This window comes from Anaerotignum neopropionicum (genome assembly GCF_001571775.1).
Taxonomy (GTDB): domain Bacteria; phylum Bacillota; class Clostridia; order Lachnospirales; family Anaerotignaceae; genus Chakrabartyella; species Chakrabartyella neopropionicum.
In genome coordinates this window covers 87693-105663 of the sequence record NZ_LRVM01000001.1, presented here as the reverse complement: position 1 = coordinate 105663, position 17971 = coordinate 87693, and the positions used below count along the sequence as shown (strand labels likewise).

Annotated in this window: 14 protein-coding genes and 1 riboswitch; of the genes, 10 read left to right on the top strand and 4 right to left on the bottom strand. The window is 41.5% G+C overall.

Annotation, left to right across the window (positions count from 1 at the left end):
* Nucleotides 1-680: 680 nt before the first annotated feature.
* From CLNEO_RS00550 to CLNEO_RS00535, 4 genes are all read left to right on the top strand, one after another.
* The gene (locus CLNEO_RS00550) at nucleotides 681-1229 is read left to right on the top strand and encodes a beta-class carbonic anhydrase (RefSeq protein ID WP_201032836.1); all 549 of its coding nucleotides are present in this window, start codon (nucleotides 681-683) and stop codon (nucleotides 1227-1229) included.
* Nucleotide 1230: 1 nt separating this feature from the next.
* Nucleotides 1231-1803: an SOS response-associated peptidase gene (locus tag CLNEO_RS00545; protein ID WP_066083418.1), complete on the top strand. Its 573-nt coding sequence runs from the start codon at nucleotides 1231-1233 to the stop codon at nucleotides 1801-1803.
* Nucleotides 1804-1984: 181 nt separating this feature from the next.
* Nucleotides 1985-2668 carry an MBL fold metallo-hydrolase gene (locus CLNEO_RS00540; RefSeq protein WP_066083417.1) on the top strand — a complete coding sequence of 228 codons (684 nt, stop codon included), beginning with the start codon at nucleotides 1985-1987 and terminating at the stop codon, nucleotides 2666-2668.
* 123 nt (nucleotides 2669-2791) lie between these two features.
* Entirely contained in the window at nucleotides 2792-3598 is an 807-nt protein-coding gene (locus CLNEO_RS00535; RefSeq protein ID WP_066083416.1) for an N-acetylmuramoyl-L-alanine amidase, read from the top strand.
* Nucleotides 3599-3743: 145 nt separating this feature from the next.
* Here CLNEO_RS00535 and CLNEO_RS00530 read toward each other — a convergent pair whose 3' ends face one another.
* Nucleotides 3744-4907: an AI-2E family transporter gene (locus CLNEO_RS00530; RefSeq protein ID WP_066083415.1), complete on the bottom strand. Its 1164-nt coding sequence runs from the start codon at nucleotides 4905-4907 to the stop codon at nucleotides 3744-3746.
* Nucleotides 4908-5284: 377 nt separating this feature from the next.
* Between CLNEO_RS00530 and CLNEO_RS00520 the strand changes: the two genes are divergently transcribed.
* The 4 genes from CLNEO_RS00520 (at nucleotide 5285) to gltX (ending at nucleotide 11467) form a co-directional block, all read left to right on the top strand.
* The gene (locus tag CLNEO_RS00520; protein WP_066083412.1) at nucleotides 5285-7003 is read left to right on the top strand and encodes a LytS/YhcK type 5TM receptor domain-containing protein; all 1719 of its coding nucleotides are present in this window, start codon (nucleotides 5285-5287) and stop codon (nucleotides 7001-7003) included.
* Nucleotides 6981-7721 (top strand): LytR/AlgR family response regulator transcription factor, encoded by a 741-nt coding sequence (locus CLNEO_RS00515; RefSeq protein WP_066083411.1) that lies wholly within the window; start codon nucleotides 6981-6983, stop codon nucleotides 7719-7721. Before CLNEO_RS00520 ends, CLNEO_RS00515 begins: the two co-directional genes overlap by 23 nt.
* A gap of 469 nt (nucleotides 7722-8190) precedes the next feature.
* Entirely contained in the window at nucleotides 8191-9624 is a 1434-nt protein-coding gene (locus CLNEO_RS00510) for a carbon starvation CstA family protein (RefSeq protein WP_066083410.1), read from the top strand.
* A gap of 394 nt (nucleotides 9625-10018) precedes the next feature.
* Nucleotides 10019-11467 carry a glutamate--tRNA ligase gene (gltX, locus tag CLNEO_RS00505; protein ID WP_066083409.1) on the top strand — a complete coding sequence of 483 codons (1449 nt, stop codon included), beginning with the start codon at nucleotides 10019-10021 and terminating at the stop codon, nucleotides 11465-11467.
* 395 nt (nucleotides 11468-11862) lie between these two features.
* On the opposite strand, the gene CLNEO_RS00500 is transcribed toward gltX, so the two are convergent.
* Nucleotides 11863-13065 carry a class I SAM-dependent rRNA methyltransferase gene (locus CLNEO_RS00500; RefSeq protein ID WP_066083408.1) on the bottom strand — a complete coding sequence of 401 codons (1203 nt, stop codon included), beginning with the start codon at nucleotides 13063-13065 and terminating at the stop codon, nucleotides 11863-11865.
* A gap of 181 nt (nucleotides 13066-13246) precedes the next feature.
* On the bottom strand, nucleotides 13247-13969 hold the full coding sequence (deoD, locus tag CLNEO_RS00495; RefSeq protein ID WP_066083406.1) for a purine-nucleoside phosphorylase: 723 nt from the start codon (nucleotides 13967-13969) through the stop codon (nucleotides 13247-13249).
* Between the two features lie 221 nt (nucleotides 13970-14190).
* A riboswitch (Lysine riboswitch) is annotated at nucleotides 14191-14359 on the top strand.
* 233 nt (nucleotides 14360-14592) lie between these two features.
* Here deoD and CLNEO_RS00490 point away from each other — a divergent pair.
* Nucleotides 14593-16233 carry a Na+/H+ antiporter NhaC family protein gene (locus CLNEO_RS00490; RefSeq protein ID WP_066084519.1) on the top strand — a complete coding sequence of 547 codons (1641 nt, stop codon included), beginning with the start codon at nucleotides 14593-14595 and terminating at the stop codon, nucleotides 16231-16233.
* 180 nt (nucleotides 16234-16413) lie between these two features.
* On the opposite strand, the gene CLNEO_RS00480 is transcribed toward CLNEO_RS00490, so the two are convergent.
* Nucleotides 16414-16821, bottom strand: a complete 408-nt coding sequence (locus tag CLNEO_RS00480) for a bacteriohemerythrin (protein ID WP_066083403.1) — start codon at nucleotides 16819-16821, stop codon at nucleotides 16414-16416.
* Between the two features lie 281 nt (nucleotides 16822-17102).
* On the opposite strand from CLNEO_RS00480, the gene CLNEO_RS00475 reads away from it, so the two are divergent.
* On the top strand, nucleotides 17103-17936 hold the full coding sequence (locus CLNEO_RS00475; protein WP_066083401.1) for a deoxyribonuclease IV: 834 nt from the start codon (nucleotides 17103-17105) through the stop codon (nucleotides 17934-17936).
* The last annotated feature ends 35 nt before the right edge of the window (nucleotides 17937-17971 follow it).

The window sequence follows — 17971 nt, the reverse complement described above, 5'->3', positions numbered from 1 at the left end:
ATGCCTTAAAATTTATGGTGGGGTATGTGAAACAAAGTTTGTAAATTAAGTATTAAACTGAATCAATCTTTCATCCGGAAACGCAAGTGAGTGGTTGGAGTTTTGGAAGCCTGTTGTAGGTAGTTATACTATCCTTGAAATGGATAGGACGATGGTTTTTTTAGAACCCTCTATAATTTTAAGAGGGTATTTTTTTCGAGTTGTTAGAACGTGGGACGCAAAAAAAAGAAATTTGTGTTTCTAAATAGCTTGGCGGGATACTGTTCCAAGGGTATTAGAAGGAGGCTTTCCTTCTTTTATCAAGAAACAATCAACTTTACAGAATACTGATTATTATGTTATAATAAGTTAAATTTATAATGGATTTTTACAATTGTTAAATAATTCAATGGTTTAAAGGAATTTTAGGAAGGCTCTTTTTAGAGTCTTTTTCTGCAAAAAAAACACTTTGAAAGAGAGAGGCGCAAAAAAGTGAAGGGGTATATGCAAATTGTGATGGGTGCATATTTTTTGATTGTTGCTGCAGGGCTTTTTTTATGGATACATTTTTTTTCTGCGAATAGTTTAATAAAAAACATTATTCCTGTTGCATTGGGGTTAATTGTATTATGGTTTTTGCTGATTTATACCGTCATGAAGCAGGCCAAACAGCACAGAAGGAAAAAAGAGGAGAACAAGCTATGAATGAACGCGTGAGGAAAATGCTGGAATATAACCGGGTGTTTGTGGAGAACGAGCTTTACTCAAAGTATGCAACGTCCAAATATCCCGACCGGAAAATTGCTATTTTGTCCTGTATGGATACTAGAATGACGGAGCTTTTGCCGGCGGCATTGGGCTTTAAAAATGGTGATGTGAAAATGATAAAAAATGCAGGGGCGCAAATCAGCCATCCCTATGGAAGTGTGATTTTCAGTTTTTTGATTGCAATCTATGAATTGGGTGTGGATACGGTTTTGGTCATCGGTCATGATGACTGTGGTGTTCAAATTTTGGATGGGTTAAATATTGTTGAGAAAATGAAGGCAAAGGGAATTACCCAAGAGGCGCTGGCGGAAGCGGAGAGAAACCACCGCAATCCTGTGGAATGGCTCACAGGATTTGGCGATGTTAGCCAGACAGTGGAGAAAACCGTGGAAATGATTCAGACTCATCCGCTGATTTATAACGGTGTGGAGGTTTATGGTTTTGTTATGAATCCGGAAACAGGCGAGGTGCGTGAGGTTTAATATGTGCAGGCAGTTTTTGTGGCGGCAGGAGGAAAACAGCAAGGCGGTGCAAAAAATTATGGCGGAAATTCGCAGAAAATCCCCCAATGCTGCGTTGCCTCAAATCGCCCGTCCCGCTAACTCGATCCCCTATCTTTTGGTTTCCCCAGAAGGGACAACCACTGCATCCGTAGGTCGTTGGGGCTTTCAAGTGCAGGGGAAAGGGCTGGTTTATAATGCAAGGCAGGAAACGGCGTTGACGAAGGGGTTGTTTCGAGGCTGTTTTCAAAATGGCAGATGTATTGTTCCTGCCCATAGCTTTTTTGAATGGGATAAAGAGCGGCATTGTTTTGCGTTTTCTCAAAAAGAGAAAGAATTACTCTACTTTGCGGCTTTATATCGAACGCATCAAAATGGGGCGGAAATTGTGATTTTAACTACCCACAGCAGCAAAACCGTGGACGAGGTGCATCATCGTATGCCCTTAATTTTAGGTGAAAAGGAGCTAAGACCATGGCTTTATGATACCTCGGCTTCCCAATTTTTGTTGTCCCAAGGTATTGGTGCGTTAAAAAAGGAAATTGTGGAATACTAGTAAAGACTTGAGAAAATCTTAAGTCTTTTTTACGAGGACAAAAAACAGAAAAAAATGTGCTACAATATTAATATGAGAGAGCTTGTGCAAATGATTGATATTATAGGACGAAACTAGAATTTCTTGAAATAATAATTTTTATTTTTTTTAATAATATACATGAATATGAGGGAGGGCTTTTATGAACGTAATTTACTTGAATCACAGCGGTTTTTTAGTGGAAACAGAAAACAAGGTGCTTGTATTTGATTATTATTCCCAGGGTGGTCGTTTTGATTTTTTTAACCCTCAACATTTCATAGGAAAGGACATTGTTTTTTTTGTATCCCACAATCATAATGACCATTTTGACGCAAGAATATTGGACTGGGCAGAGAGGGTGTCCTATGTTGTTTCGGATGAAACAAGGCTTTCCTCTGATTTTCAGGGGGAGGTTTTGTATGTGAAGCCTCATGAAGTCTATCAATTTCGAGGGATGGAGATTGAAACCTTGCTTTCCAACGACGAAGGCGTTGCGTTTGTGGTGGAAGCGGATGATAAAATGATTTATCATGCCGGGGATTTGAATTGGTGGCATTGGAATGGGGAAAGCAAAGAATTTAACGACGAGATTGCCAAGAGTTATCAAGAGGAGATTCAGCAAATAAAGGGCAGACAGATTGATGTGGCATTTGTTCCGGCGGATTTGCGCCTAGAGGATAAATATTGCTGGGCAACGGATTATTTTATGCAGGAGGTTGGAGCGGCGGCTGTATTTCCTATGCATTTTTGGGGAAGGTTTGACGTTTGTGAGATGTTAAAGGAAAAGCCCTATGGAGATAAAATTCACAATATTACGAAGGAAAATCAGAAATTTACGTTTTAACCCGAAGGTATGCCGACAAAAAAATGGGGGGTACTTTTGAAGCAGATTATATTATCTTAGTCTAAGAGGCTATCAGCCGTTGTCCGTTTTGGTGCAGGCAATGGAAATTGGGAGTGACAGAGCATGAAGGGCAAAAATTGGCGGGAATATCAGCCGCAAAGAAAGCAAAAAAAACGGCACAGACATAGAAAAGGCGGAATATTGAAAAAGCTGATATTAGCGGTGCTTCTTTTTGCATTGGGATACGTGGGGTTTCAAATATATTTTCGCTACAGCAAGCCCTATGTGATTGGGCTGGATGCCGGCCACGGAGGTATTGATGTGGGTGCTGTTGGGGTAATTCAGGAAGTGGATTTAACGGAGCACACAACGGCAAAATTGGCAGAGCTTTTGCAGGCAGATGGACGTTTTCGGGTTGTGCTCTCCCGTGACGAGGGGGAGGATAAAAGCATTACCGATAGAAACAAATTGTTTCAAAGGGTTAAGCCGAATCTGGTGCTCTCCATTCATGCAAATTCCGGCGAGGATGCATCAGCCTTTGGCTTTGAATGCTATCCTTCTCCGCCGGGCAAACCAAACTATGAGAAAAGCCTGGTTTTGGCCCAATACATAGCGAAAGAAATGGAAGGGGCAGGGGCAAGACTGCGGGGAACGGATGGCGTTCGGTTTGGCTATTATGTCGCTGATGAAGAGGGGAACACCTCAAAGCTGCTGTTGGATTCTACGGATACCCAAATTTATGATTATGACACCTTTGGAATGTTAAAAAACATGGCCTGCCCTACAGTGCTGGTGGAGCAATGCTTTGTGACCAATCAAGAGGATGTGGCGGAATTTGGCACAGACGAGGGGTGCGCAAGGGCAGCACAGGCTTATTATCAGGCAATATGCAAGTACTTAGAGGATGTGGAAAAGGCGGAACCAAAATAAATTTCTTGACGATTTAGATGCTGAAAGTTAGAAAGCTTTGTTTTAGGATAGAAAGACATTTTAAACAACAAACCCCCCATTGCAGGAGTTACAAGGCAAAGCTTGTAACTCCTGCAATGGGGGGTTCTTTTGAAAAGGAAAGGGGCTATTCTACGTTTAAATGTTTTTCCTTTAATCGATAATTGGTTGTTTCTCGAAGCAGGGTGTAAATTACAGAAACAATCGGAATAAATACAAGCATACCAATGATGCCAAATAGGCTGCCGCCAACAGTTACCGCCGCCAAAACCCATATGGAGGGTAAACCTACAGAGCCGCCCACCACCCGGGGGTAAATCAGATTACCCTCTATTTGCTGCAAAATCAGAAAGAGGATAATAAAAGTAAGGGCTTGGGTGGGGTTTACCGTTAAAATCAAAAAGGTACCAATCAAGCAGCCCACAAAAGCGCCAAAAATGGGAATCAAAGCGGTAAAGGCAATGAGTACCCCCACCAACAGCGCATAGGGGAAACGAAAAATAGTCATGGAAAGGAAAAACATGGTGCCTAAAATTACTGCCTCCAAGCATTGCCCTGTGAGAAAGTTTGCAAAAATTTTATGGGTTAAGCCGCAAATTTCAACTATTTGCTCAGCATGCTTTTCGGATAAAAAAGCAAAAAGCAGTTTGCGGCTTTGTCTGCCCAGTGCCTCTTTTTGCAAAAGAATATAGCAGGCAAAAACAAAGCCAATCAAGAAGGTGGCAAATGCGCTTAAAATTCCTTTGGCAATACCGAGAGTGGAACCGAAGAAGGAGGTCGCACCTGATTTGAAAAAGTCCGCCATGTCTTTTATGAGCTGTTGCCAGTCGATTTGAATGTTTTCCAGCCAAGATAGGGTATTGGGATAGGCGGCAAGAAAGCCCTTTAGCTGTTCCACCAAAAGAGGAATCTTTTTGGGTAGGGACTGGGTTAAATCCGTCACCGTAGCAGTCAATTGAGGCAGCACCATAGCCATTACAAAATACAGCAGAGCAAGCACCAAAAGGATAGATAACAGCAGGCTTACGGAGTTCGCCAGTTTTTTCAAAGGCTGAACCTTTTTCTCCGTTGTCTGGGCCAACGCTTTCCCAAAAAGCAATTTTCGGATATGTTCCATGGGAACGCTTAGAATGAAAGCAATAGCACAGCCTAAGAACAGGGGAAATAAAATATCAAGAATAAAACCAATGGCGTTTAATATCATCTCGAAGCGGTAAAGCCCGATAAGGAGGAGTATTGTAAAAACAATGAGTCCCCTTATTTTACGAATATTTTTTCGATCAAGCTCCAAGCAGCAGCACCTACTTTCTGTAGTTTACGGAATTTTACAGCCCTTCATTTTTCCAGCGTTAGAAAAAAATATTTTATCTAAGGAGCTGCCCAAAGAAACGGATATTATCTTTTTAAAAATAAAATAATTTGGAATAGTATAGCATGGAAAAAAAGAAATAGCAACGGATATCCAAAGCACAAAAACATGGGTGTATGGGCGCATAACGAATACAAAAGGCATAAATAAATTTTTGCATTTTTTGCAAATAGCGGGAATAAACTTATTTTCTCCAGTGAATTTATGGAAATGTAAAAAAATCAATATCCCTTAGGTTGACCTCTTTGATGGGTTGTAGTATTCTAATAGCAGAAAATAGGGGAAATTGAGGTAGAAATATGACGATTGATATTTTCAAAAATTTAATTTTAAATTTATCCATGCTGGTTATTATAGCGCAGCTTTTGACAAAAACAACGTTTGTGAAGCAATTTATGTTTTCCTATAAAACAGACCTAAAATCCAATATTGCCTTGGCAGTAATTTTTGGGCTGATCAGCATATTATCCACCTATACAGGAATTAATGTTAACGGCGCAATTGTGAATACCCGCGTGATTGGGGTAATGTCCGGGGGGATTATTGGCGGGCCCATTGTTGGTATTGGTGCGGCAATCATCGGTGGTTTGCACCGTTATTTTTTTGATGTGGGTGGCTTTACTGCTGCTGCCTGTGCCATTTCCACCTTTGTGGAAGGTATTATGGGGGTATTGGCATCAAAATATTTAAAAAGGAACAGTTGGAAAATGCGGGATATTTTTCTAATTGCCGCCTTGGCGGAGATTTTCCAGATGATCATTATTTTGCTGGTTGCAAAGCCCTATTGGGCTGCCTTGGCAACGGTGAAAATTATTGCCTTTCCCATGATTCTTTTTAATTCCTTAGGGATGGTTATTTTTATTTCTGTTTTTAATTCCATCTTCATTGAACAGGATAATGAATCCGCAAAAAGGATTAAATTGGCTTTTGATATTTCCGAGCAATGTCTGCCTTTTTTACGCAAAGGTATATATAATAAGGAAAATATGGACAGGGTTACAAAAATGATCTTGGAGAACTCCAGAGATGGGGGCGTTGTGATTACGGATCGGGAGAGAATCCTCAGCTATCAATGTGAGGAGGTATCCCTGAAGGCGGAATATCAAGAAGGAGGGCTGCCGGAAATTGTTCGTGAGGTAATTGCCGAGGATGCCCTAAAGGTTGCGGAAGCAGCTGAGGAAAAGGATGTTTTTTACGAGCATTTAAAAAAATTTACCATTGTTGGGGCGCCCCTTCACAGCAAGGGTAATGTGGTTGGGGTTATTTTGGTGTTTACTAAGAAATTCAAAATTTCTATTCAAACGGATAAGGATTTTGTGGACGGGTTGTCCAAGCTTTTCTCTACCCAGTTGGAGCTGGTGGAAGCTCAAAAACAGCGGGAGCTGCTGCAAAAGGCGGAATTTAAAGCTTTGCAATCTCAAATCAATCCCCATTTCTTGTTTAATGCATTAAATACCATCACAGCCTTTTGTCGTGAAAAGCCGGACAAGGCAAGGGAATTACTGATTGTATTAAGCACTTATTTTCGAAATATCCTCAACACAAATCAATATATGATTGATATTTATGATGAATTTTCCCATGTGGATTCCTATTTGCAGCTGGAAAAAGCTAGGTTTGATGATAGATTGACGCTGATTATGGACGTTCCCAGAGATTTAAATTGTCAGGTGCCAAGCTTTATTTTGCAGCCCATTGTGGAAAACGCGGTAAAGCACGGGGCAATGAAGCGAAGCGCAGGCACGGTGGAGATTAAGGTACAGCAAACGGAGGATTTGGTGACAATTTCGGTAAAGGATTCGGGGCAAGGAATCCCTCAGGATATTATAGATGCACTGCATCATGACACACTGGACAGTTCAAAGGTGGGGCTTTCCAACGTGGACAAAAGACTGCGAAGCATTTATGGGCAAAAATATGGCTTGGACATTAAATCAGCCCCATCGGGGACAGAAATCATCATAAGAATTCCAATGGACAAGGGGGCGGAAGGTGATGAAAATAGCAATAGTGGATGACGAAAGGCCGTCAAGAAGCGAATTACGGCACTTGATTTGCGAAGCCTTTGCAGACGCAGAGGTTATGGAGGCAAGCTGTGGGGAAGAAGCAATGGAAATGTTTTTGAAAGAGGATTTTGATCTGATTTTCATGGACATTAATTTGGGGGATATGGATGGGACAACCTTAGCCGCCATGGCAAAAAAAGCCCAACCCAACGTGGAAATTGTTTTTGCAACGGCATACAATAGTTATGCGGAAAAAGCCTTTGACATTGACGCCCTGAACTATATTTTAAAGCCCTTTGATTCCAAAAGAATTGAACAAACCCTGCAGCGGTATATGAAAAAACAAAGCAAGCACAGCTATATGAGGGAAACGGGGAAGGAAGAAGAGAAAACCACAATTTCTAAAATTTCAATTAATTCCGATAAAAAGATGATTTTGGTTGATATTTCAGACATTGTATATATTGAAACGGGAAACCGTGCTTGCATTGTGCACGTCAAGGGAAAATCCTATACGGCGGCTTGTGCCATGAATTCTTTTGAAGAACGGCTAAAGGAAAACGGTTTTTTCCGTATCCACAAAAGCTACTTGATCAATTTAAAATATGTGGTGGAAATTTACCCTTGGTTTAATAATACTACTTGTGTAAAAATGCAGGGCTATGAGAAAGAAATTTTAACCGTGGGACGAAATCAGATCAAAGAGCTAAAGCAGCTATTTAGTATGTAGCTTATCAAAAAGAGCTTGCATCCTTGAAAAGGGAAAGGCTCTTTTTTTGTTCCTTGCATATGAGAGGGAAAGGCGGAATATCACACGGTTTTTGCTGTAATTTCCCAAAGATTAAAAAACAAGCAAATTAAAGCGTTTGTAAAAGAGTAGGGAAAAATACAAAAGGTAAAAAGATGTAAAAAAACAAGAAAAAAACGGTATTTCTATACGACTTTCTTTGTTTATATTAAAAACAGATTAAATATAGATGCATTTTGCACAGGCATTTTTGCGTTTTATGCGCTGATTTTAACCAGTGACACTAAAAATCGGTACAAAAAAGAAAAAATACGCTATTCTTTTTCTATCAACATATTCAAAGGAATATGCAGCTTATGCCGTCTGGGAAATCAGACGGCATAAGCCCTGTCTTGACAGACAGAAGAACTTATAAAATACTAATTTTTATTTATGAAAGGAAGGGAAAGTTATGATTAGTTTCTTCGTATGTCTAGCAATTCTTATCGTTGGGTATTTATTGTATGGTGCTTTCGTGGAAAGAACCTTTAAACCCGATGACAGACCTACGCCTGCGACAACAATGGCGGATGGAACAGACTACGTAGTAATGAGCAACCCCAAGATTTTTTTGATTCAGCTGTTAAACATTGCAGGATTAGGGCCTATTTATGGTGCAATTGCAGGTGCATTATGGGGGCCATCCGTATTTTTATGGATTACTTTCGGTACTATTTTTGCAGGTGGTGTGCATGATTACCTTGCAGGTATGATTTCTATGCGTCACAAAGGCACCAGTATTTCTGAGATTGTTGGTATCTATCTTGGACCCTTTATGAAAACAGTAATGCGTATTTTCTCCGTTGTATTACTTGTTTTGGTAGGTACTGTTTTTGCAACAGGTCCTTCAGCCTTGTTGGCAATGCTGACACCGGCTGCCTTTAATGCAAAATTTTGGTTGGTAGTGGTTATTGCATATTATTTCCTGGCAACATTGGTTCCTATTGATAAATTAATTGGTAAGGTTTATCCAATCTTTGGTATTTGTTTGATTGTTATGGCCATTGGCGTGGCAGGCGGAATCATCATCAAGGGCTACACAATTCCTGAAATTGCTTTTAACAATCTTCATCCGAAGGGTACAGCAATTTGGCCGTTTATGTTTATTACCGTTGCTTGCGGTGCAATTTCCGGCTTCCATGCAACACAGTCACCTTTGATGGCGCGTTGCATGAAGAGTGAAAAAGACGGTAGAAAAATTTTCTATGGTGCCATGGTTTGTGAAGGTGTAATTGCGTTGATCTGGGCCGCAGCAGGTGTTGCATTCTACGAAGGCACAGGCGGTTTGGCAGAAGCAATTACAAGACTTGGCGGACAAGGCGGTGTTGTTTATGAAATCTGCAACTCCCTCCTAGGACCTATCGGTGCTGTCATTGCGATGGTTGGCGTTATTGCCTGCCCCATTTCTTCCGGCGATACAGCCTTTAGAAGTGCCCGCTTGGTAATTTCCGACTGGTTCAAAGTAGATCAGCAAAAAATCAAAACCAGACTTATGGTTACCATTCCACTGTTGGCAATTGGCGCTCTGCTATCTCAGGTTGATATTACTATCATTTGGAGATATTTCTCTTGGAGTAACCAGACATTGGCCATGATCGCTCTTTGGGCAGCAGCAGCTTACCTGCGTAAGAATGAAATTTTACCTTGGATTGCTGCAGTTCCAGCTACATTTATGTCCGCAGTAAGCTGTACATATATTTTGATGGCGCCCGAAGGCTTTAAATTAGGTGCGGGAATTTCTTATCCTGCAGGCATTATTTTTGCCGCTGTTTGCTTAGGGTTATTTGTGGTTAAGTTTATGAAAAAAGCACCTTCCATGGATCAGGATATAGCAAAGAATCTTTGATGCATCAATGCCTTGCAAAGACGGGAATGATTGCTGGCAAGGTTAGCCCTCTTTGAAAAGACTACCTTTCTTCTAGTTTTTTCTTAAATATTAACAGTAAAGAAAGTGAACTCCTTTTGATAGACGAAACAGGTCTAGTGAAAGGGGTTCATTTTCATGTTATTAGGGAAAATCCTCAAAGGTGGAAAGTGCCGAAAAATGTATTTCATTTGAAATAAAAGAATGGGATTCGCTGAAAATGGATATTATGCTTCTATCAAAAAAGCCGCAGTACACCGCTAGAAGGCTGAAAAGCCCCAAGGAAAAAGGACTTTACACGAGGGAGGTTTGCGTATAAACTATTAATATGTGTTATTGGGCTTGTCAGATTATTTATGGGAAAGGAAGTATTAAAATGGAAATTAGAACCAGGTTTGCGCCCAGCCCTACCGGATATATGCATATCGGAAATTTACGTACGGCGTTATATGAATATTTAATTGCAAAATCTCAGGGTGGAAAGTTTATTTTGCGTATTGAAGATACGGATCAGGAGCGCTTTGTTGAGGGCGCTACAGATATTATTTATAATACCTTGAAAATGACAGGGCTGCACCATGACGAAGGCCCTGATGTAGGGGGAGAATACGGCCCTTATGTGCAGAGTGAAAGAATGGGCATGTATATGAATTATGCCCTGGAATTGATTGAAAAAGGCGAGGCTTACTATTGTTTTTGTACCAAGGAACGGTTGGACGGCTTGAAGGAAAGCAATGGGGAGGGCGCGGCTTTTGCAAAGTACGACCGCCATTGCTACCATTTATCAAAGGAAGATGTACTGGGGAAACTGGATTCAGGGGTGCCCTATGTCATTCGTCAAAAAATGCCTGAGGAGGGGACAACCACCTTTCATGACTTGGTTTATGGGGAAATCACAGTGGAAAATAAGGAGCTGGATGACCAAATTTTGATGAAGGCAGACGGATTTCCCACCTATAACTTTGCAAATGTGGTGGATGACCACTTGATGGAAATTACCCATGTAGTAAGAGGGAGTGAATACTTATCCTCCACGCCTAAGTACAATTTACTGTATCGGGCGTTTGGGTGGGAGGCACCGGTGTATGTGCATTTGCCGGCGGTAATGCGTGATGCCCATCATAAGCTTTCTAAGCGTCACGGAGATAAGTCCTTCGAGGATTTGGTGAGAGAGGGGTATTTGGTAGAGGCCATTGTGAATTACATTGCCCTGCTGGGCTGGAGCCCTTCGGATAATTCTGAAATTTTTACCTTAAAGGAATTGGAAGGAAAGTTTGATATTGCAGGGTTGAGCAAGTCTCCCTCCATTTTTGATATTAAAAAATTGACTTGGATGAATGGGGAATATATGAAGGCCATGGATTTTGAAAAATTCTATGGCTTGGCGGAGCCAAAGCTAAAGGAGGCTTTGGGGGAAACTCAGCTGGATTTGAAGAAAATTGCAACACTCCTGCAAAAACGCTTGGAAACCTTGAACGATATTCCGGCGTTGGTTGCATTTTTTAAAGAGCTGCCTGAATATGGCACAGAGCTTTATACCCATAAGAAGATGAAAACGGATGATGCCATTGCCCTTTCAAGCCTACAGGCGGCAATGCCTGTTTTAGAGGCCTTGACTCAGTGGGACGAAACGGCAATCCATGATAGCATGATGGCCTTGGTGGGCGAATTGGGGATCAAGAATGGTCAGTTATTATGGCCTATTCGAACAGCTTTATCAGGTGAGCCAACCTCCCCCGGCGGTGCTTTTGAATTGGCGTATATTTTAGGGAAGGAAGAAACCCTTCGTCGTATGGAAAAAGGCATTGCTCTTTTAAGTCAATAAAAAGAAATATTGGCGGTGTTGGAAGGTTTGTTTGAAAAAGAGGAAAGTGATCATTTGATTTTGAAAATTTAATATAAAGAAAAAGCCTATGTTGCAGGGAAAAACCTTCGGCATAGGCTTTTTTATAGGGGGTCATCTGATCTACCCTCTTTAAAGCACTTGATGCCCATGCATTAAGAATCTATACGGGATTTCTTAAAAAAAACGACGGTTTTTGTCCATTGTTTCTTCAAAAAGATTTGGTATCTTATATACATGAAATCGTCAACAAGCCTTACGGCTTTTCAAATACATTGACATAGATGCACCTCCCCTCAAAAAGAACAGGCAATGATGATAGCGGTATGGGCCTTCATCATTGCCTGTTCTCCATTTTTCCATTATTAAAAGATAAATTATGGGTTTTTACAAACTTGAAAAATATAAAACTTCAAGTAATAGGACTCGTCCGCCGCCCAAAGGATGGGGTGGTCGGGGGATTGGGTGCGATATTCCACTTGGCGCAGGCGTTTATGCACATTTTTTGCCGCTTGTCCTATGGTTTGCGTGAATAAGTCATAGCTCATAAAATGGGAGCAGGAGCAGGTTGCCAAAAATCCTCCGTCTTTTATAAGCTTCATGGCCCGAAGATTAATTTCCCGGTAGCCCTTGACTGCATTTTTTATGGAGCTTCTAGATTTCGTAAATGCGGGAGGGTCAAGGATGATGACATCAAACTTCCGGCCTTCCGCCTCCAAACGGGGGAGCAGTTCAAAAACATCCTCGCATTGAAAGCGAACCACGTTTTCAATGCCGTTTAGCTTGGCGTTTTGGGTTGCTTGATCCACGGCAAGTTGAGAAGCATCAACACCCAATACGCTTTTTGCCCCGGCAATGCCTGCGTTTAGTGCAAAGGAGCCTGTATGGGTAAAGCAGTCCAAAACCTCTGCGCCGCTGCAAAGCTTATGAATTGCGGCACGGTTATATTTTTGGTCAAGAAAAAAGCCTGTTTTTTGTCCATCTTCCACATCCACAATATACTTCACACCGTTTTCCGTAATTTCCACCTTTGTGTCAAAGGGTTCGCTTAAAAAGCCTTTCACACGCTCCATGCCTTCTTGTTCCCGAACCTTTGCGTCGCTTCGCTCATAAATCCCTCGGATGGATACGCCGTCCTTTTCCAAGGCTTCCAGCAAAAGACGGAGGATATCCCCCTTCATTTTATCAATGCCCAGGGCCAGAGACTGCACCACCAATACATCGGAAAATTTGTCAATGATGATACCGGGGAGAAAGTCCGCCTCGCCAAAAATAAGGCGGCAGGAGGAGGTATCGACGGTTTTTTTTCGGTATGCCCAAGCGGTTTCCACGCGACGGCGCAAAAAATCCTGGTCTACTTCCCCATTTTTATCTCGTGTCATCATACGAATGGTGATTTTTGAGTGATTGTTATAAAAGCCTGTGCCCAAGGCATAGCCGTCAAAATCCTGCACACAAACCAGCCCGCCGTTTATCGTATCCTGGCTGACGGTGGCTATTTCGTTATCGTAAATCCAAAGACCGCCTGCCTTCAGCATACGGCCCTCACCCTTTTTTAGAGTGACAATGGGTAATTTCATGGGAGAAGCCTCCTTTATTATATAGGGTGAAAAAAAGAGTGTTTCCAAACACTCACGCTTTTTGATGTCGGCAAAGTCAACACCCATTGAAAAAAGCTGAAAAATTCATATTCGCAATGAGCATTGATTTTGCCGATAATCCCGAGGGCATGGAAAATTTTCATGCCCTCGGTTGTATTTATCAGGGTTGCTGTTCCATCTTGATGGCGGTTTCCAAGGCAATCTCCATCATTTGGGTAAAGGTTGTCTGGCGCTCCTCGGCTGTGGTTTCCTCGCCGGTAAGGGGCTTATCGGAAATGGTAAGTAAAGCCAACGCGCGTTTTCCTAATCTGGCTGCATTCATATATAATGCAGCGGCTTCCATTTCCACGCAAAGGATACCCATTTTTGTCCAATTTTTCATGTTGTCGGGGCGGTCGTCATAGAAGGTATCGGAGGATAAAACATTACCCACCTTTAAATCCTGCCCCAATTCTTTGGCGGAGGTAACGGCAGCACTGAGCAAATCGTAATCAGCCAAATTGCAAAGGGTGCCTGAAATTTCATATTGTGCGCCAAAATTTGAAGTGGTGCTTGCGCCCATACCTGCTACAATATCACGCAGCTGCAGCTTATCATTGAAGGCACCTGCGGAGCCGATGCGGATAATATTTTCAACGTCATAAAAGGAAAATAGCTCATAGCTGTAAATCCCCATGGAGGGTATACCCATGCCGCTGGCCATAACGGATACCCGTGTGCCCTTGTAGGTTCCTGTGTAGCCTTGAATTCCTCTGACGTTGTTAACTAAAACAGCATCCTGCAAAAAAGTTTCGGCAATAAATTTTGCACGTAAGGGATCGCCCGGCATTAGAACAGTTTTTGCAAAATCTCCTTTTTCTGCGGAAATATGTGGTGTTGACATAAGAAATTACCTCCTTTGTTTTATATCTTACAATTTGCGTTTTTTTAATTTCTATACCATACTATACCATTTTTTTAGTTTTAATGGAATAGTCCGCGAGAAAAAGACATTATATCGCAAAAATTAAGGGGAAAACATGGTTTTTGGGTGAAAAAGCTTGACTTTTACATAGCGTGTATGGTATGTATGAAGCATAACCGATTTTGATCGGTATTAAATTAATATTAGATAGAGGCGCAGTGTTCATGAGTAAAACTTCAACAAACGTTAAGGTGACGGAAGCGGAAAGGGAACATTGCCGAAGCTGAGTTTCTCTGCCTTGGGGGTGCTTGGCTGGCGCATTATAAAATATATAATGTGCTGTCACTTTAGTGGAGCGCTATCGGGAACTCGGAACTTCCAAATAATATTGGATATTTTGAAGCCATGCGTTGCATGGCTTTATTTTTTTGTTTTTTGATTTCTTAGCAAAAACAAAAAAAGGATTGCAGCGCCTGAGGACGGTATATTTGAAAGCTTACTGCTTATATGGGGAGATTGTGTAAGTGGTAGTTTTTCTTGAGGTTTCCAAAGCGAATGAAACGATGGAATTATACTTTATGATTATGGAAAGGGGACGGATTATGAGAAACACAAAGAAAGACACCAGGATCAATAAGCTTGTTATTTTCTCGCTTTTGATTGTGGCGATGACAGTTACTGTTTTTGCCGGTGAAGCAGAAGCGGGAGAAGTAAGTAATATGTATGCAACCGTTTGGTCTTTGGTACCACCATTGGTTGCCATTATTTTGGCACTGATTACAAAGGAGGTTTATTCCTCGTTGTTTGTAGGTATTGTTGTAGGCGCCCTGTTTCACAGCAATTTCAACATAAAACAGGCGTATTTGACAATGGTTACAAGCGAAACAGACGGCGGCTTACTGGCGAAGCTTTCTGATGGCTGGAATGTTGGTATTTTAATTTTCTTGGTTGTATTGGGCATTATTGTATCCTTAATGAATAAAGCAGGCGGCTCTGCGGCTTATGGTGCTTGGGCGAGAGAAAGAATTAAAACAAGAAAAGGCGCTTTATTATCCACATTTATGTTGGGAGTTTTGATTTTTGTAGATGACTATTTTAACTGTCTGACTGTAGGCAGCGTTATGCGTCCTGTAACGGATACCCATAATGTTTCTCGTGCAAAGCTGGCATATATTATTGATGCAACGGCAGCGCCAGTTTGTATTATTGCACCGATTTCCTCTTGGGCGGCAGCGGTTGCCGGGGTTGTAGATGGTGTAAATGGCTTGGATTTATTTATTCGTGCCATTCCCTATAATTTCTATGCATTGCTGACTATTGTTGCCATGCTAACTTTGACTTTGTTAAACTTTGACTTTGGCCCAATGCGACTGCATGAGAAGAATGCACAGTCGAAAAATGACCTTTATACAACAGAATCTAGACCTTTTGCAGCTGAAGCCGCGGCTCAAGTAACTGGCAAAGGGAAAGTGATTGATTTGGTGTTACCGGTTATCATTTTGATTGCCTGCTGTGTTCTTGGTATGATTTATACAGGCGGATTTTTTGATGGCGAATCCTTTATTGATGCATTTGCAGGATGTGATGCTTCTGTAGGCTTATTATTAGGCTCCATTGCGGCATTACTGCTCACCTTTGTACTATACATTCCTCGCCGTATTTTGAGTTTTAACGAATTTATGTGTTGTCTGCCCGAAGGCTTTAAGGCTATGGTACCTGCAATTTTGATTTTGACCTTTGCATGGACCTTAAGCGGTATTACCGGTCTTTTGGGGGCAAAAGAGTTTGTTGCGGGTGTTTTGGAAAGTAACAAAGGCATGTTTCACGTTTTATTGCCGGTTATAGTATTTTTAATTGCTATTTTCCTGGCGTTTGCAACAGGTACCTCATGGGGAACCTTCGGTATTCTTTTGCCCATTGTTGTTCCTATTTTGGACCCTACCAGCGAATTGCTGATTATTTGCGTTGCAGCTACCTTGGCCGGGGCAGTATGTGGCGATCATTGCTCTCCAATTTCTGATACGACCATTATGGCCTCAACGGGGGCCCAGTGCGATCATATTAACCATGTTTCCACCCAGCTGCCCTATGCTTTAACGGTAGCGGCTGTTTCGGCTGTAAACTATATTTTGGCAGCGCTGATTCAAAATTGGCTCATTAACCTGCCCATTGCTATTGCATCTATGGTAGTTACAATTTTCATTATTAAGAAGATTTATGATGCAAAAGAAAAGAGGGCATAGCTTCTTTTTTCTGCGATGTTTTGAAAAAGGCGAAAATGAATTTGTGTGAACAATAAAGCAGATGGCAAGTCATATGCAGAAAGGGGTGCCGAAAAAGTCGGCCCCCTTTCTTTAATATCAGAAAATTTTAAAATAAAAAAGGACAGCAAGGCGTGTTTTGCTATCCTTTTTTTATGGTTCTCATTTAGTTTGTTCAAGGATGTGTTTTGCAACCTTAACATCTTCCCGCTTAATATGATTGATCAGCCAGTTACCTATCTGCATATTAACTTCGCCAACCAACTGAATTGTGGGGCCTTGGGCTTTCAAGCGAGTGGAAATGCCGTCTACCACTTTAATAAAATCCTCATGATATTTTTTGTGATTAACGAAATCGGGGTAATGATATTTCTGCTGCAATACCTGTTCATGCGCAAAATGAGTTTTTGTGTACTGCGCCAAAAAGTTCACAGTATTCTCAACCTCAGCGCGTCCTTTTCCGGAAGAACAAGCTGTTAAAAGGTTATTGATTGCTTGAATTAATTCTTTATGCTCCGTATCAATTTGTAAATTTCCTGTTTCTAGTTCCTTTGTCCATGTAAAAGCCATAATAAACCTCCTTGTAGTTGTATGTTTTAAAGTATTTAGTGGAAAAATAAGTATCTTTTTGATGAATTATATCACATAAATTTTAAAATGAAAATAGTTTATTAAAAAATAATTATTATTATTTGATAATTCTAAAAAATAACTTTGATATATAAAAAGCTCTTCGTCGAATGCTTGCGTAAAAACAGGCTTTGCAGTAATATAAAATAAAGTAGCGGGAATGCTTCCTTGTGAATTTTATGGGGGCGCAAATTTTAGCTCTAAATGTGGAGGAATGTGAAATGTTTTGGATTGGCTGCCATTTATCGGCAGGAAAAGGATACCTTGCCATGGGGAAGGAAGCGGAGCAAATCGGCGCGACGGTATTTCAATTTTTCACCAGAAATCCAAGGGGCGGCAGTGTAAAAGCCTTGGATAGAGGGGATATTGATGCATATATTGCCTTTGGAGAGGAGCGAGGGGTGGGTACGTTATTAGCCCATGCGCCGTATACAATGAATCCTTGTTCTGCTGACAAAGGCCTAAGAGAATTTGCCCGCCGTATGATGGAGGAGGATTTGGAACGGCTGGAGCTGTTGCCAAACGTGATGTATAATTTCCACCCCGGCAGTCATGTGAAGCAAGGCGCACAAGTGGGGATTGCAATGATTTGTGAGATGCTCAACGAGGTTTTGCAAAAAGGAGGAAAAACGCCCATTTTGCTGGAAACCATGGCAGGCAAAGGGAGTGAGGTAGGACGAAGCTTTGAAGAAATTCGCCAAATTATTGATGGAGTTCATGGACATGAACGTATGGGCGTGTGCCTGGATACCTGCCATGTTTATGACGGCGGATACGATGTTGTGGGAAATTTGGATGGGGTTTTAGAGGAATTTGACAGGGTGATTGGACTGGAAAGGCTTCGTGCCATTCATTTGAATGACAGTAAAAATCCCATGGAAAGCCATAAAGACCGCCATGAAAAAATTGGAGCGGGTACTTTGGGTCTTGAGGCAATTACAAGAATCATAAATCACCCTAAGTTGGCCCAACTGCCCTTTTATTTGGAAACACCCAATGACTTGGAGGGGTATGGGGCGGAAATTGCTTTGCTGAAGGGCCGAAGAGAGGTGTAGAGAATCTAAGGTAACACTGAGCGCTTCCTCAGCAT